This is a genomic window from Streptomyces deccanensis (genome assembly GCF_022385335.1).
Taxonomy (GTDB): domain Bacteria; phylum Actinomycetota; class Actinomycetes; order Streptomycetales; family Streptomycetaceae; genus Streptomyces; species Streptomyces deccanensis.
In genome coordinates, this window is record NZ_CP092431.1 from 9,176,733 (window position 1) to 9,192,506 (window position 15,774).

Consider the following 15,774-nt stretch of genomic DNA (forward strand, 5'->3'; position numbering starts at 1 on the left):
GCGCCCGCACGACCGCTCGACAGAAAGGGGAGGGGGAAGGCGGGCTGCTCAAGAGCCGCCGCGACCCCGAGAACCGATGACCGCGATCGACTACCGCACCCAGACCACACTGATCACCGGTGCGAGTCGGGCCTGGGCGCGGAGTTCGCCCGGCGGCTCGCCGAGCGCGCTCGAACCTCGTGCTTGTCGCTCGACGGGCCGACCGGCTGGAGGCGGCACTGGCCGCCGAACTGTCCGCGCAGCACGGCATCACCCCGCCGCTGGAGAGGCTCTGGCGACGGAGATCGCCCGGCGCGGGATCACCGTCACCAGTCTCATCAACAACGCCGGCTTTGGCACCCATGGCCAGTTCCGCCGAGCGACACAACTGGGCCGGCAGTCGGGGCGTCGGCGGCGGTGAGTCATCGCCGGACGGCGAGGCGTCATTCCGGCCCTCGCCCGCTGGTGGGTGTGTCAGTGGCGTGTGGCGGCAGCATGCAGGGTCTATGCGGACTTCAGGTGCTCGCGCAGCCATTGCTCGGTGTTGCTGACGTGCAGCAGCGCGGCGGCATGGGTCAGTGAGACGTTCCGAGCGGCCAGGGCCGCGTAGATCGCCTCGTGCTCCGCCAGGGTGCGTCCCGCCGCGCGGGTGTCCACCAGGCCGCGCCAGATCCGGGCTCGTAGGGTGCGGCCCGATATGCCCTCGAGCACGCTGATCAGCGTTTCGTTGCCGGTGACGTCGACGATGGCGCGGTGGAAGGCCATGTCGTGGGCGTTGAGCCGCTCCACGTCCTCGCTCGCTTCCCGCATGGCGTCCAGATGCCGTTTCACCTCGGCCAGGCCGTCGTCCGACAGCCGTGTGGCGGCCAGCGCGGTGGCAGCGGGCTCCAGAAGGCGCCGGACCTCCATGAGGTCCAGTACGGCCCCGGGATCGCCCTGCAGCAGTTCCACCGCTCCGCCGAGGCCTTCGAGGAGCAGGCTCGGCTGCAGGCTGGTGACGTAGGTGCCGTCGCCGCGCCTTACCTCCAGCACGCGTGCCACGGAGAGCGCCTTCACCGCTTCGCGGGCGAGGTTGCGGGAGAGCCCGAGCTGGGCGGCCAGCTCCGGCTCCGGGGGCAGTTTGGCGCCGGGAGGCAGCGCTCCTGAGGCGATGAGTTCGCGGATCTGCGCGATCGCCTTGTCGGTCAGGGACATTGTGGGCTCCGTCCTGCGGCCGGACCGCGGATGCCTGCTGCGCCGGGCACGTCGTCCCTGAGGAGTCCTCGGGTGCGCAGGTCGTCCCACAGGGCTCCGGGGACGGGGGTCCAGTGTAGTCGTGCGTTGCGTGTGACCTGCTCGGCGTTGCGCATGCCGAGAGTGACGTTGACGACCGCGGGGTGGGTGAGGGGAAAGGCGATGGCGGCCGCCGGCAGGGTGGTGCCGTAAGCCTCGCAGACGTCGGCGATGGCGCGGGCGCGGGCGACGAGTTCGGGTGGGGCGTCGTGGTAGTCGTACTTCATGCCGTCGGCGGGCCGGTCGCGGGAGAGCAGGCCGGAGTTGAAGACGCCGACAGCGACCACGCTCTTGCCGTGCTCGTCGGCGGCGGGCAGGACATCGTCCAGGGCGGACTGGTCGAGGAGCGTGTAGCGGCCTGCGAGCATCACCACGTCGGCGGCGCTCTCGCGCAGGAAGCGAGCGAGCATGGCGGACTGGTTCATCCCGGCGCCGATGGCGCCGATCACGCCCTGATCGCGCAGGTCGGCGAGGGCGGGCATGGCTTCGTCGGCGGCCTGCTGCCAGTGGTCGTCCGGGTCGTGGAGGTAGACGACGTCGAGGCGGTCCAGGCCGGTGCGGGTGAGGGTGTCCTCGATGGAGCGCAGGACGCCGTCGCGGCTGAAGTCCCACTGTCTGCGCAGGTCGTCGTGGACGACGAAGCCCTCGGTGTCGACGCCGGCCGGATGCTCGTTGGGGACGAGGAGGCGGCCCACCTTGGAGGAGACGACGTACTCGTCGCGGGGCCGGTGGCGCAGGGCGGCCCCCAGCCGGCGTTCGGACAGGCCGAGGCCGTAGTGGGGTGCGGTGTCGAAGTAGCGGATACCGGCGTCCCAGGCGGCGTCGAGTGCGGCGGCGGCGTCCTCGGCCGGCGTGGTGCGGTAGAGGTTGCCGATGACGGAGGCGCCGAAGCCGAGCTCGGTGAGTTCGACGCCGGTGGGGCGGATCTTTCGGCGGTGCAAGGCGTGCTCCTGGGGATGCGGATCGGCGTGGGGGTCAGCGTCGGACGTGGGCCGTGGAGCCCGCGAGGAGTGCCTCGACCTCGGCGAGGGTGGCCATGGAGACGTCTCCGGGGGTGGTCATGGTGAGGGCGCCGTGGGCGGTGCCGTAGGCGAGTGCGCGTTCCAGGCCGGCGCCGGTGAGCAGTCCATGAATGAGGCCCGCGGCGAATGCGTCGCCGGAGCCGATGCGGTCCAGGACGTGCAGGCCGGGCATCCGCGGCCCGGTGACCAGGCCGGTGTCGGCCGACCAGGCGGCCGAGGACCAGTCGTTGATCCCGGCCGAGGGCACCGCCCGCAGCGTCGTGGCCAGTACCTTCGCCTCCGGCAGCAGTGCGGCGACCGCGGCGAGCGCGTCGGGCACCTCCTCCTCCGTCAGGCGCACGGCGCCGGGACGGCTGCCCGCCAGGCCCAGGGCGCCCACGACGACGTCGGCATGCCGGGCGAGCCGCAGGTCGCTCTCGCGGGCCCGCTCCGCGCCGCCCCGTCCGGCCCACAGGCTGGGGCGGTAGTTGGGGTCGTAGGAGACGGTGACGCCGTGGCGGCGGGCGGCGGCCATGGCCTCGTCGGCGACGTCGGCGGTGGTGTCGGACAGTCCGGCGAAGATGCCACCGGTGTGGAACCACCGCACCCCGCCTCCGAAGACCGCCTCCCAGTCGACATCCCCCTTGCGCAGCTGGGAGACGGCGGTGTTCGCACGGTCGCTCACCCCCAGGGCGCCGCGTATGCCGTAACCGCGCTCGACGAAGTTCAGGCCGTTGCGAGAGCCGCGGCCGATGCCGTCGTCGGGCACCCAGCGGATCAGCGAGGTCTCGACGCCGCCCTGCAGCACCAGGTCCTCGACCAGGCGGCCGACCGCGTTGTCGGCCAGCGCCGTGACCACGGCGGTGCGATGTCCGAAGCAGCGTCGCAGTCCGCGTACGACGTTGTACTCGCCACCGCCTTCCCACACCTGGAAGCTGCGAGCGGTGCGGATCCTGCCCTCACCGGGATCGAAGCGCAGCATCACCTCTCCCAGGGCGACCACGTCGGTCACGGCGCGCTCCTCCTCACTGCCTCGGCAGTCAGCCGGCGGATCTCCTCGTACTCGCCGCGTTCCAGATGGCCGGGGGTGGCGATCCAGCTCCCGCCCACGGCGAGCACTGACGGGTGGGCGAGGTAGGCGGGCAGCCGGCCGACATCGATGCCGCCGGTCGGCACGAACCGCGCCTGGGGGAAGGCAGCCGCCAGCGCGCGGAGCATCCCAAGACCGCCGAGCGGCTCGGCGGGGAACAGCTTGACCGTGTCCACGCCTGCCTTCAGCGCACGCATCAGCTCCGTCGCACTTGCCACGCCGGGCACCACCGGCACCCCCAACTCACCTGCCTTGGTGATGACTTCGTCGTCGAAGCCGGGCGAGACGAGGAAGCGGGCGCCGGCCGCCACGGCCCGCTCGGCCTGCTCGGCGGTGAGGACGGTGCCCGCGCCGACGGCCAGGCCGCCGTGTGCCGCCATCGCCTTCACCACGCGCTCGGCGCCGGGAGTGCGCAAGGTGATCTCGGCACAGCGGGCGCCGCCCGCCGCGAGCGCGTCGGCCAAGGGGCCGGCACCCGCGACGGACGGCACGGTGAGGACGGGCACAAGACGTGCTCCCGCCAGGACGGCTGTCACGTCGTGGCTGGTCATCGGCCGAGCCAGCCGCCGTCGACGGGCAGGACGGTGCCGTGGATGTAGTCGGCGGCAGGGGAAGCGAGAAAGACGGTGGCACCCGCGAGGTCGCCGGCGGTGCCCCAGCGTCCGGCGGGGATGCGCTCCAGGATGGCCTTGCTGCGGGCGGGGTCGTCCTGGAGGGCCTGGGTGTTGTCGGTGGCGATGTAGCCGGGCGCGATGGCGTTGACGTTGACGCCGTGCGAGGCCCATTCGTTGGCCAGTGCCTTGGTGAGGCCGGCGATGCCGTGCTTGGCGGCGGTGTAGCCGGGCACGGTGATGCCGCCCTGGTAGCTGAGCAGCGAGGCGGTGAAGATGACCTTGCCGTGGCCGCGGGCGACCATTGCGGCGCCGACGGCCCGGGTGAGGGCGAACTGAGCGTTGAGGTTGACCTGGAGCACCAGCTCCCAGTCGGCGTCGCTGTGCTGGGCTGCCGGTGTGCGGCGGATCGTGCCCGCGTTGTTGACCAGGATGTCCACCGGCCGTTCGCGTCCGGCGAGGTCCTCGCCGAGGGCCCGTACGGCGTCGGGATCGGCGAAGTCGGTACGGATCGCCTCGAAGGTGCGGCCAGCGGCGGTGACGTCCTTCTCCACGCCGCTGCCGGAGGTCTCCAGCGAGGCGCTCACCCCGATGACGTCCGCTCCGGCCTCGGCGAGCGCGCGGGCCATGGCCCGGCCGATACCGCGCCGGGCCCCGGTGACCACGGCGAGTTTCCCGGTGAGGTCGAAGGCGGTCATGCGTCGGCTCCCTGAGCTTTGTAGGTGTCGTCGGTGCAGTCGACGAGGATCTTCATCACGTCGCCGCCGCTCTCCAGGGCCTCGAAGGCGGCAGGTGCCTCGCCCATGGGCACGATCCTGGTGATCAGGCGCTGGGCGGGGACGGTGCCGTCCGCCACCAGCGCCACCGCGCGTTCGAAGTCGGAGCGGTCGTACAACCGGGCCCCGACGAGGGTGAGTTCACGCCAGAAGAAGCGGTGCAGGTTGATCTCGCGGGGCCGGGGGTGAATGGCGACCAGGCAGAGCCGTCCGCGCACGCCGAGGACGTCGACGGCCGTGGCCACACCACCGGCGGCCCCGGAGACCTCGAAGGCCACATCGGCGCCCGCGTCCGCGGTCCACTCCGCGACCCGGTCGGTCACATCGGTGACGGCCGGGTCCCAGGTCGTCAGTCCCTGCTCCTCGGCGAGCAGGCGGCGGTGGGCGTTGAGTTCCACCACCCGCACCTCGGCGCCGGCGGCCCGCGCGACCAGGGCAATGAGGATGCCGACGGGGCCGCCGCCGACCACGACGACCTTCTCCCCCTCGCTGACGGCGGCGCGCCGCACGTCGTGCACGGCGACCGCAGTGGGCTCGACGAGGGCGGCCTGGTCCAGAGGAACGGATTCGGGGAGCCGGACCAGGGTGGAGGCGGGCACGGTCCAGCGCTGTTGCATGGCGCCGGGGGAGTCGATGCCGATGAAGTCCAGGTGCTGGCAGATGTGCTGGTGGCCCGCCCGGCAGGCCGGGCAGGTGTCGTCCCAGCGCAGGGGCATCACGGTGACGGCGTCGCCGGGCTGCCAGCCCTCCACTCCGGGCCCGACGCGGACGACGCGGCCGGACATCTCGTGCCCGAGGACGGCCGGTGTGCTGACGCGGGCGTCCATGTCGCCGTGGAAGATGTGCAGGTCGGTGCCGCAGATGCCGACGTAGGCGGGGGCGAGCTCCACCTGGCCGGGGCCCGGTTCCACAGTGCGGGCGGGCGCGGTGTCCAGGGTGCGGGCCGAGGTGTAACGGACGGCGAGTGTCATCGTGAGGTCAGGGTCCCTTCAGCGCGGACGCCGATGGTCAGCAGCAGGTTGGCGTAGGTGCGGGTGTCGGCGGTGACGATCGCCAGCGCCAGGTCGGGGGAGCGGGCGGCGTCGTAGAACTCGAAGCGGCCGAGCGTGTCGACCGGGGCCGGTGCCAGCATCGAGCGGTACTCGGCGATGGCGGCCGGCTCGGGTTCGCCCTCGGGCGGCACCATCACCTGGGCCGACTCCACGGGCAGGGCGCGCAGCAGCACCTCGAGCACGGTGGTGACGTCCAGCAGGCCCGGCGCCAGGTTGAGGTGGACGGTTCTGGCCCGATCTCCGGTGGCGGTACTGGCGGGGTAGTGGCCGTCGGCGAGCAGGACGCGGGCGCCGTGGCCGGCTCCCGCGAGCGCTTCGAGGATGCCGGGGTGGATCAGTTCGGTCAGCAGCACGGACTCTCTCCCTATGTGTCGGCCAGTCGGTAGAAGGCGCTCGCCGTGTCGTGGAGAATCGCCTGCTTCTCGTGCGCGGAGCAGGTGTCCAGCAGTTCCTCGACGGTGGCGGCCCAGCGGTCCCAGCCGCCGGCGAGGACGCAGACGGGCCAGTCGGAGCCGAACATCAGCCGCTGAGGGCCGAAGGCGGTCAGCAGGGTGTCCCAGACCGGGCGGATGTCGTCGACGGTCCACTTGCCCCAGTCGGCCTCGGTGATGAGGCCGGAGACCTTGCACCGCACCTGCGGGTAGCCGGCCAGCACGTGCACGGTGCGTACCCAGTCGGAGAGCGTGGGGTGGGCGACGGGTGGCTTCCCCGCGTGGTCCAGGACCAGGGGGAGGTCGGGGAAGCGCTGGGCGAGGCGGATCGCCTGCGGGAACTGGTGGCTGCGGATGAGCACGTCGTAGCCGAGGTCCCTTTCCTGAACGGCGCGCAGGCCCCGCTCGACAGCCGGCTGCTGCAGCCACTCCGGATCTGGCTCCCCCTGCACGACGTGGCGCAGGGCCCGCAGGTACCGGCCCGAAGGCCGGGAGAGCAGTCCGTCGAGTACTTCCCCGATCCCGGGCGCGGTGAGGTCTGCCCAGCCGACGACCGCGCCGATCAGCGGGTCCTGGCCGGCGAGGTCCAGCAGCTCGGTCGTCTCGGGCACGGAGGCAACGCACTGGACGGCCACCGTGCTCGTCAGGCACCGTCCGGCGACGGGCCGGGTCACGGCCCGTCGCAGGTCGTCGACGCCGAAGCTGCGGCGGATCGGTTCGTGGCCCGGTTCGTCGAGCCAGGGCTGAGGTCGCCGGTCGAGGTCCCACACGTGGTGGTGGGCGTCGACCAGGGGCAGCAGCTCAGACACGGGCGGACCAGACGGGACCGTCGGGGTAGAGGTACTCCTTCACAGACTCGGCATGCATCTGCGCGCTCAGCCCGGGGCGGGTCGGTGCGAGGTAGTGGCCGTCGGCGATGCGTACCGGGTCGACGAAGTGCTCGTGCAGGTGGTCGACGTATTCGATGACGCGGTCCTCGGTCGTGCCGGAGACGGCGATGTAGTCGAACATCGACAGGTGCTGGACCATCTCGCACAGGCCGACCCCGCCGGCGTGCGGGCAGACCGGCACGCCGAACTTCGCGGCGAGCAGCAGGATGGCGATGTTCTCGTTGACGCCGCCCACGCGGGCCGAGTCGATCTGCACGATGTCCACCGCGCCGGCCTGGAGGAGCTGCTTGAAGACGACACGGTTGGCGATGTGCTCGCCGGTGGCCACCTTGATGGGGGCGACGGCCCGGCGGACGGTGGCGTGCCCGAGGATGTCGTCGGGGGAGGTGGGCTCCTCGATCCAGTACGGGTCGTACGGGGCCAGCTCGCGCATCCAGTCGATGGCGGGCTGGACGTCCCATCTCTGGTTGGCGTCGACGGCGATGCGGATGGAGTCGCCGACGGTCTCGCGGGCGGTGCGCATACGGCGGACGTCGTCCTCCAGGTCCGCGCCGACCTTCAGCTTGATCTGGGTGAAGCCGTCGGCCACCGCCTCGCGGGCGAGGCGGGACAGCTTCTCGTCGGAGTAGCCGAGCCAGCCGGGGGTGGTGGTGTAGGCCGGGTAACCCTGGTCGAGGAGACGACCGATGCGCTCCTCGCGATCCGGTTCGGCGCGCTTCAGGATGTCGAGCGCCTCTTCGGGGGTGAGGGCGTCGCTGAGCCAGCGGAAGTCGACCTGGGCGACCAGGTCCGCCGGGGACATCTCCGCGAGGAACCGCCAGACGGGCTTGCCCGCCCGCTTGGCGGCGAGGTCCCAGGCGGCGTTGACGACGGCTCCGGTGGCCATGTGGATGGCGCCCTTCTCCGGGCCGAGCCAGCGCAGTTGGGGGTCGTGGACCAGGGAGCGGGAGAACGCGCCGAGGTCGCCGCAGACCTCTTCGACGGACAGACCGACGACATGGGGGGCGAGGGTGGCGATGGCGGCGGCCTGGGCGTCGTTGCCGCGTCCGGTGGTGAAGGCCAGGGCATGGCCCTCCAGCCCGTCGCCGGCGTCGGTGCGCAGGACGACGTAGGCGGCCGAGTAGTCGGGCTCGGGGTTCATGGCGTCCGAGCCGTCGAGGTGTTCGGAGGTGGGGAACCGCACGTCCAGGACGTCGAGGGCGATGATGCGGGCAGATGAGGACATGGCGGCGACTCCAGTGAGGGCTGGGGGAAGGGTCCCCTTGCGGCGAGACGTGAACGCGGCATGGATCAGGCGGCCTGCGCGGCCGCCCGGGTCACTCCTGGACCTTGCCGCCGGTGATGCGGGAGATGGTCAGGGCGACCAGGATGATCAGGCCGTTGAGGGCTCCGATCCACTGCGCGGGCACGCCGGCGAGGGTGAGGACGTTCTGGATCATGAAGAGCAACAGGATGCCGCTGAAGGCCCCGAACATGGTGCCCTTGCCGCCGTTGAGGCTGATCCCGCCGATCACGGCGGCGGCGAAGACGGTGAAGATGTAGCCGTTGCCCTGCGCGGAGGCGACGGACGCGAGCCGCCCGGACAGCAGCAGTCCGGCGAGGGCGGCGAGCAGGCTGCCGGTGACGATGACGATCCACAGCACCCGGTCGGTGCGGATGCCGGCGGCCTTGGCGGCGTCGACGTTGCCGCCGATGGCGTAGAGCGAGCGGCCGAAGCTGGTCCAGCCGAGGACCACGATGGCGACGCCGAACAGGATGAGGCAGAGCCAGATGGAGGCGGGCATCCCCAGCCACTGGGCGGTGCCGAGGTAGAGCATCGACTCCGGCAACTGGAAGAAGGTCTGGCCGCCGGAGATACCGGTGAGGACACCGCGCAGCACGATCAGCATGCCGAGGGTGACGATGAAGCCGTTGAGGCCGAAGCGGATGATCAGCAGGGCGTTGATCACCCCCACGAGCACGCCCACGGCGAGTGTGACCGGGACCGACCAGGCGCCCGGCAGCAGGCCGAGACCGTGTCCGGCGCTGCCGATGGTCAGCCAGGCCGCGACACCGGGCGCGAGGCCCATGGTGGACTCCAGTGAGAGGTCCATCTTCTTGACGATCAGGACCATCGTCTGGGCGAGGACCAGCAGGGCGATCTCGGACATCGTCTGCAGGACGTTGATGAGGTTGTCGGCCTGGAGGAAGACCGGGTTGACGATCTGTCCGACGATCGCGATGGCGATGATCGCGGGGACGAGCGCGAGGTCGCGCAGCCGGGCCAGGGGGATCCGGCCGCCGAGCAGCACGGTCCGCTTCCGCTCGGGTTCCGCGGCCTTGGCGACGGTGTCCGCGAGGACGGTTTCAGGCATTGAGGTCCACTCCTTCCATCGCGGCCACGAGGTCGTGGTCGTGCCAGCCGCGGGCGAGCTCCGAAGTCACTCGGCCCTGGAACATCACCAGGACCCGGTCGCACATACGCAGGTCGTCGAGTTCGTCGGAGGCGATGAGCACTCCGGTGCCGGACTCGGCGGTCTCCTCGACCTTGCCGAGGAGGAACTCCTTGGACCGCACGTCGACGCCGGCGGTCGGGTTGATCAGGACCAGCAGCTTCGGATCGTCGGCCAGGGCGCGGGCCATGACGACCTTCTGCTGGTTGCCGCCCGAGAGGGCGGAGACGGGCAGTTCGGGTCCCGGCGACTTGATGGCCAGATTCTCGATCATGCCCCCGGCCAGCCGGTCCCTGCGGCCGCGGCTGAGGAAGCCGTTCCTGCCGAGCCGCTTCGGTACGGACAGAGTGGCGTTGTCGGCGATCGACATGTCGGGGACGTAGCCCTGGTGATGTCGGTCCTGGGGTACGAACCCGGCACCCGCGGCGAGCGCGGCGGGGACGCTACCTGGCTGCGGCCGGTGGCCGGCGATCCGCACGTCGCCGGTGGCCGCGGCGCGCAGTCCGACGACGGTCTCGGCGACCTCGGTGCGACCGCTGGCCGCGGCTCCCGCGAGGCCGACGATCTCGCCGGCACCCACCTGGAAGGAGACGTCGTCGTATGTGCCCTCGTCCCCCAGGGCGTGCACGGCCAGCGCGGGTGCGGCGCTGCGGTCCATGCTGCTGGCGCGTTCCTGCCGGCGGTCGGCCGCCGCCTCGCCGGTCATCGCGGCGACCAGCTCGGTGCGCGGCAACTGCGCCACCGGGGCGGTCACGATGTGCGCCGCGTCCCGGAACACCGTCACCATGTCGCAGATCTCGTACACCTCCTGCAGATGGTGGCTGATGAACAGGAAGGTCACGCCCTGGCGTTGCAGGTCGCGGATGCGTTCGAAGAGTCGGTCGATCGCCGCGGCGTCGAGCTGTGCGGTGGGCTCGTCGAGGATGATGAACCGTGCCCCGAAGGACAGTGCCCGGGCGATCTCCACGAACTGCCGCTGCTCGACGCTCAGGTCACCGGCGGGTGTCTGCGGGTCGACGTCCACCGACCAGGTCGAAAGGAGTTCCTGAGCCCGGCGGCGCACGCCGGTCCAGCTGATCAGCCGGTTACGTCCGTGGTGGTGCCGGTTCAGGAAGAGATTCTCGGCGACGGTCAGCGTGGGAATGATCGTCGACTTCTGGTAGACGCAGGCCACGCGCTGTCGCCAGGCGTCGCGGTCGCTCAGTCGTGGTGCGGGGGCGCCGCCGAAGGCGACCGTTCCCTCGTCGGGGGCGTGCAGCCCCGTCAGGACGGAGACCAGCGTCGACTTGCCGGCCCCGTTGCGGCCCACGAGCGCATGGGTCTCGCCGGGCCTGATCGTGATACGGGCGCCGTTCAACGCCACCGTCGGACCGAATCGTCTGACTATGCCCGTCGCCTCGACGACGGGCGGGGCTGCCGAGGCCCGCCCGTCGTCCGCCGGGGCGGGCGCGGGAGTGACTGTTCGCTCCCCGTCGCTCATCTCAACCGCCTTGTGATGGTTAGCCGTTGGGTGGTACAGAGGCAGGTCAGCCGAGGTTGTTGCCCCACAGGGACGTGTCGTCGCTCTTGACGCTGGGCACGCCGCCGTAGGTGCCGCCGTCGGCTGTCACGAGCGGGGCGGACAGCTGGTCCTCCAGCAGGCCGTCGCGGACCTGGATGATGGTGCTGTCGTGGTCGGTCTTGCCGGGCTTGAAGGTCTTCCCGGCGATCGCGGCCTTCAGGTAGTACAGGGCGTACTTGGCGTAGAGGTCGGCCGGCTGGGAGACGGTGGCGTCGATCTTCCCCGCGGCGATGGACTTGAGTTCCTCGGGGATGCCGTCGTTGGAGACGACGAAGACGTGCTTCTTGTCCTTCGGGTCCACCAGCAGACCCTTCTGCTTGAGCACCTGCAGCGTCCCGGACAGCGCGAAGCTGGACTGCATGTAGACACCCTTGATGTCCGGGTGCTGGGTCAGCCGGGTCTGGAGCTTCTGCGCGGCCACCGCGCCGTCCCAGTTGGTGGCCTCGCCGAACACGGTGATGTCCGGGTAGTCCTTCTTCATGCAGTCGTTGAACGCCTCGGTGCGGTCACGGCCGTTGATGGAGTCCAGGCCGCCCTGCAGCATGACGACCTTGCCCTTGCCGCCCAGCTTCGTGCCCAGGTACTGGCACGCCTTCTCGCCGTACGCGCGGTTGTCGGCGCGCACGACCATGTAGACCTTGCCGCTGTCGGGACGGGTGTCCACGGTGACGACCGGGATCTTCTTCGCCTCCAGCTGCGCCAGCGTCGGGGCGATGGCGGCGGTGTCCTGCGGGGCCATCGCCAGGCCCTTGACGCCCTGGCTGATGAACGTCTGCGCGTTGGCGGTCAGCTTGGCGACGTCGTTCTGCGAGTTGGTGGTCTTCAGATCCAGGCCCAGCTCCTTGGCGAACTCCGGCGTGTACTTGATGTACGAGTTCCAGAAGTCCGTGTCGGACCGCGGGTAGTCGACGCCCACGAGCGGCTTGTCACCCGACGACGACGTGGTGGTGGAGCCGCTGCCGCAGGCGCTGAGGAGCGTCAGCGCGCAGACGACGGAGGCGGTGGAGCTGAGTGCGGTTCTGAGTCTCATGGGCACTTCCTTGTGCTGGTCCCGTAGCGGGGCTGTGACACCGGTGCGACGGCTGTGTGTCGCAGCAGGGGAGATGGGATGTTTATAGGTCGCGTTTCGTGGCGTTGTCTAGAGCGAGGTGGAAACTTGCTGGAAAAGTGAGACTCGCGATCCAGGTCGCCCGTCGTTACGTTCTCTCGCGCGTAGATCCATCCCATCAATGATGTGGATCTGTGATGGGTTGATGCTTGCGCGGAGACCTTGGTGCTCCCGCTGCGGATCCGCTCTGCACGTCCGCGCGCGGGCCGCTCTGTGCGTTGGCGAGGCGGTAGTAGCCGTTGGACGCAGGGACGAGCTTCCACCACTGAGTGGGGGCGCCGACTCCAACACCTTGCCGCTCCTGGCATGGGACAGGCGGTGCCCACTGGATGATCGAGGCGCCGTTGGAGGTGGAACCGATCGTGAGGGTGGTGCTGGTTCCGGCGGTCAGTGACACGACCCTGGCGTGGTCGCCGAGGGACGACGTGGTGACCGTGGCGGAGGTGGCGACGGAGGTGATGCCGCGCCGGCAGATGAAGGTGATGTCCTGGCCGATGTCCGAGGTGAGCTTGACGGTGGCAGTGCGGACCGTCGTGTCCCAGGTCAGTGACTGGACGGTGATGCGGTTGCGGCCGCGTACACCCTCGATTGGTTCCCTTGTTCAGCTGGTCGGGGAGGGCGGGGAAGATCTCCAGGACGCCCGGGCGGCTGTATACCAGGGCTTCGCCGAGGACGCCGGGGAGGGCGTTGGCGGCGTCGCAGTTGTAGATGGCCAGGCCTGGCTCGTGTGAGGTCATCAGGGACCGCCACACCATGTTCCTGCCGTGATCTTCAGCAAGTCGTTGTAGACGCCGGGGCCGTCCTTCAGGCGGGCGCGGGCCGGGGCCCGGTGCAGGCTGCCGTGGGCGGAGTAGTTCTGGTCACCGCGCAGATCCGGGGCTTGCGGGCGTATTGACCGGGTCGGGCTTGTTTCGGGGTTGATCTCGTGCAGCGGCCACGCGCCGTACAGGTGCTGGACGTGCCGGTGGTCGTAGCGGCGGTCAGACCGGCCCAGGACCACTCGACGAGCGCACCGTCACTGTTGATGGTGTAGTCGGGCGACGACTTGGCGAACAGGGCGCTCCAGCGTTGCACGCCCTGGCCACTGCCCTGTTCCAGGCCGAGTTCGATCAGGGCAGGACCGAGCTTGTTGTTGAAGAAGTCTGCGTCGCCGGTGACCTGGTAGTACTCGAGCAGGGGATACAGGAGCCAGTCGGCGCCGCCGGTCCATGCCTTGCCGGGGAAGCCTCCGTTGTTGAAGTGCAGCATGTGCCCGTACTCGCCGTCGGTGCGTGAGGGGGCGAAAAGCCGCGGGCGCCGTACGACGACGAGGCTGGTCGCGTGCTGATCGCCCCTGTCATGGGATCTCTTGAGTCGCGAGTGCGCCTCGATAAGACATGGCATGTCTGAAACAGTCATAAGCAATTTAACTCGCAAATCGTGCGCCATTTATTACAGATGAAGGCACTTACATCCCTTCAACAGGTTGACATGGAGCCGTCACATCACTGAACTTCATGCGTAACATTCGGCACTTTGAGGCTCCGGGAGATTCCCAGCCCCAGACCGAACCTCTCCGACGGTCACCCCGACCGGTTCGCTCCGGCATGCCGGAGTCCCCTCAACCTGGAGTACGCCCATGTCGTCAGGAAGACTGTCCCGCCGCACGCTGCTGGGTGCGGCGGGGGCCGCTGTGGCCACCACCGCGCTGCCCGTGCTCCCCGCGTTGTCGCCTCTGCTCACGCGGGCGGCAGCCGCGGACGCCCAGACCAATCTCAGCAACCTGGTGAACATGCGGTTCGGCATGTTCAACCACTTCAGCCTGGGCACGTTCACCAACGAGGAGTGGGCCGCCCCGAGTCAGAGCCCCGCTCTGTTCGCGCCCACAGCCGTGGACTGTGCCCAGTGGGCGGCGGCCGCGGCAGCGGCGAAGATGAGCTACGGCATCCTGACGACCAAGCACCATGACGGCTTCGCGCTGTGGCCGAGCGCCTACGGCACCCAGAACGTCGCGAACAGCTCCTACAAGCAGGACGTGGTGAAGGCGTACTGCGACGCCTTCCGGGCGAGGGGGCTGAAGGTCGGCCTCTATTACTCGATCTGGGACCGCACCTTCGGTGTCGAGGCGTGGGAGAGCCGGCACGGGGTGTCCGGTCTCGAGACAACGGACGCCATCCAGCCCGCCGACATGACCTTCATCCTGGGCCAGATCACCGAACTGCTCACCAACTACGGCACCATCGACCTGTTCATCACCGACGGGTACGCGTGGCAGATGGGGCAGCAGGCCCTCTCCTACCAACGCATCCGGGAGCACGTGAAGTCGCTCCAGCCGGACATCGTCATGATCGACCACGGTGCGCTGTCGGTGCCGTTCCTCGGCGACGCGATCTACTTCGAGGAGCCGCTGGGTGTCTCCGCCCCGGCCGGGAACACCTACGCCGCCACGCAGGGGCAGACGATCAGCAACGGCTGGTTCTGGCATCCCTCCACGCCCACCGAGGGCCTGATGAGCAAGGACGCGATCCTGTCCCACCTGGCGGATCTGGAGCCGAAGTACACCTCGTTCATCCTCAACTGCCCGCCCAACCGCAACGGCAAGCTGGACACCAACATCGTCAACCGGCTCGCCGAAGTCGGCGCGGCATGGAGCCCCAACACCTCCCGGCCGGCGCTGCCGACCCAGATGCTGCGCGCCGAACACCCCGTGACCCCCGTCAGCGCCTACGCGACCGGCTTCCGCACCGGCGAGGGACCGCTCAACGCCATAGACGGGCTGAGCGACAAGGGATACGAGACCTGCTGGTCGACCTGGGGACTCTCCTCGGCCCTGCCGCACTCGATCACCATCGACCTGGGCGGGGTCTGGAGCAACGTCTCCACCCTGGAGTACCTGCCCAAGCAGTGGAACCGCAACGACTCCACCGACGGCGACATCACCTCGTACACCATCTCCACCAGCACCGACGGCACGAACTTCACCCAGGTCGCCACCGGCACCTGGGCCGGCAACCGCGCCACCAAGGTGGCCGAATGGCCCGCCCGGAACGTGGGCTTCGTACGGATCCGGGCCACCGCGGCCACCGGCGGCTACGCCAACGTCGGCGGCGTCCACATCGGCGGCCGGACGGCCAAGCCGGCACTGGTGTCCACGACGCTCCCCGGCAATGCCACCGTCTACCGGCTGGTCAACCGCAACAGCGGCAAGGTCGCCGACGTGGAGGGCGGAGGCACCGCGAACGACACCCGCATCCTCCAGTGGCCGTGGCTCAACGCGGCGAACCAGAAATGGACCTTCGCCAACACCGGCGACGGCTACTACAAGATCAAGGGTGCGGGCAGCGGCAAGCTCATGGAGGTCGGCGCACTCTCCCGCGACGACGGTGGCTACGTCGACATCTGGTCGGACGCCGGCGCCCCCCAGCAGCAATGGGCCGTCACCCCCACCGGCGACGGCTACTACTTCCTCATCAACCGCTACAGCGGGCTCTGCCTCGCCGTCGACGAAGGCAGCACCGTCGACGGGGCGAAGATCGAGCAGCAGCCGTACGCGTCACTGACGCGTCAGCAATGGCAGATCGTCGCCGTCTGA

Annotated in this window: 16 protein-coding genes; 2 read left to right on the forward strand and 14 right to left on the reverse strand. The window is 69.9% G+C overall.

The annotated features are described in order from the left end of the window. Positions 1-483 precede the first annotated feature (483 nt). The 13 genes from L3078_RS40340 to L3078_RS40400 form a co-directional block, all read right to left on the reverse strand. The gene (locus L3078_RS40340; RefSeq protein ID WP_239759179.1) at positions 484-1,173 is read right to left on the reverse strand and encodes a FadR/GntR family transcriptional regulator; all 690 of its coding nucleotides are present in this window, start codon (positions 1,171-1,173) and stop codon (positions 484-486) included. Next, complete coding sequence (locus L3078_RS40345; protein WP_239759180.1) at positions 1,164-2,192, reverse strand: aldo/keto reductase; 1,029 nt, start codon at positions 2,190-2,192, stop codon at positions 1,164-1,166. Before L3078_RS40345 ends, L3078_RS40340 begins: the two co-directional genes overlap by 10 nt. Before the next feature lie 34 nt (positions 2,193-2,226). Further along, complete coding sequence (locus L3078_RS40350; RefSeq protein ID WP_239759181.1) at positions 2,227-3,264, reverse strand: sugar kinase; 1,038 nt, start codon at positions 3,262-3,264, stop codon at positions 2,227-2,229. After that, a complete protein-coding gene (locus tag L3078_RS40355) occupies positions 3,261-3,893 on the reverse strand; it encodes a bifunctional 4-hydroxy-2-oxoglutarate aldolase/2-dehydro-3-deoxy-phosphogluconate aldolase (protein WP_239759182.1) in 633 nt (210 codons plus the stop codon). The genes L3078_RS40350 and L3078_RS40355 overlap by 4 nt, the downstream gene beginning before the upstream one ends. Beyond that, positions 3,890-4,651: an SDR family oxidoreductase gene (locus L3078_RS40360; RefSeq protein WP_239759183.1), complete on the reverse strand. Its 762-nt coding sequence runs from the start codon at positions 4,649-4,651 to the stop codon at positions 3,890-3,892. The genes L3078_RS40355 and L3078_RS40360 overlap by 4 nt, the downstream gene beginning before the upstream one ends. Beyond that, positions 4,648-5,700, reverse strand: coding sequence for a zinc-dependent alcohol dehydrogenase (locus tag L3078_RS40365; RefSeq protein ID WP_239759184.1), 1,053 nt, complete (start codon positions 5,698-5,700; stop codon positions 4,648-4,650). The genes L3078_RS40360 and L3078_RS40365 overlap by 4 nt, the downstream gene beginning before the upstream one ends. Continuing rightward, the gene (locus tag L3078_RS40370; protein ID WP_239759185.1) at positions 5,697-6,134 is read right to left on the reverse strand and encodes an RbsD/FucU family protein; all 438 of its coding nucleotides are present in this window, start codon (positions 6,132-6,134) and stop codon (positions 5,697-5,699) included. Before L3078_RS40370 ends, L3078_RS40365 begins: the two co-directional genes overlap by 4 nt. Before the next feature lie 11 nt (positions 6,135-6,145). After that, complete coding sequence (locus tag L3078_RS40375) at positions 6,146-7,021, reverse strand: amidohydrolase family protein (protein ID WP_239759186.1); 876 nt, start codon at positions 7,019-7,021, stop codon at positions 6,146-6,148. Further along, entirely contained in the window at positions 7,014-8,327 is a 1,314-nt protein-coding gene (locus L3078_RS40380) for an L-fuconate dehydratase (RefSeq protein ID WP_239759187.1), read from the reverse strand. Before L3078_RS40380 ends, L3078_RS40375 begins: the two co-directional genes overlap by 8 nt. A gap of 91 nt (positions 8,328-8,418) precedes the next feature. Continuing rightward, positions 8,419-9,456: an ABC transporter permease gene (locus tag L3078_RS40385; protein WP_239759188.1), complete on the reverse strand. Its 1,038-nt coding sequence runs from the start codon at positions 9,454-9,456 to the stop codon at positions 8,419-8,421. After that, positions 9,449-11,014, reverse strand: coding sequence for a sugar ABC transporter ATP-binding protein (locus L3078_RS40390; RefSeq protein WP_239759189.1), 1,566 nt, complete (start codon positions 11,012-11,014; stop codon positions 9,449-9,451). Before L3078_RS40390 ends, L3078_RS40385 begins: the two co-directional genes overlap by 8 nt. A gap of 46 nt (positions 11,015-11,060) precedes the next feature. After that, entirely contained in the window at positions 11,061-12,125 is a 1,065-nt protein-coding gene (locus tag L3078_RS40395) for a sugar ABC transporter substrate-binding protein (RefSeq protein WP_239759190.1), read from the reverse strand. Positions 12,126-12,321: 196 nt separating this feature from the next. Then, entirely contained in the window at positions 12,322-12,600 is a 279-nt protein-coding gene (locus L3078_RS40400; RefSeq protein WP_239759191.1) for an RICIN domain-containing protein, read from the reverse strand. Here L3078_RS40400 and L3078_RS40405 point away from each other — a divergent pair. After that, positions 12,533-12,934 (forward strand): hypothetical protein, encoded by a 402-nt coding sequence (locus L3078_RS40405; RefSeq protein ID WP_239760772.1) that lies wholly within the window; start codon positions 12,533-12,535, stop codon positions 12,932-12,934. The genes L3078_RS40400 and L3078_RS40405 overlap by 68 nt on opposite strands. A gap of 73 nt (positions 12,935-13,007) precedes the next feature. Here the strand turns inward: L3078_RS40405 and L3078_RS40410 are convergent, their stop codons facing one another. Next, positions 13,008-13,586 carry a hypothetical protein gene (locus tag L3078_RS40410; RefSeq protein ID WP_239759192.1) on the reverse strand — a complete coding sequence of 193 codons (579 nt, stop codon included), beginning with the start codon at positions 13,584-13,586 and terminating at the stop codon, positions 13,008-13,010. Positions 13,587-13,821: 235 nt separating this feature from the next. On the opposite strand from L3078_RS40410, the gene L3078_RS40415 reads away from it, so the two are divergent. Further along, a complete protein-coding gene (locus L3078_RS40415) occupies positions 13,822-15,774 on the forward strand; it encodes an RICIN domain-containing protein (RefSeq protein ID WP_239759193.1) in 1,953 nt (650 codons plus the stop codon).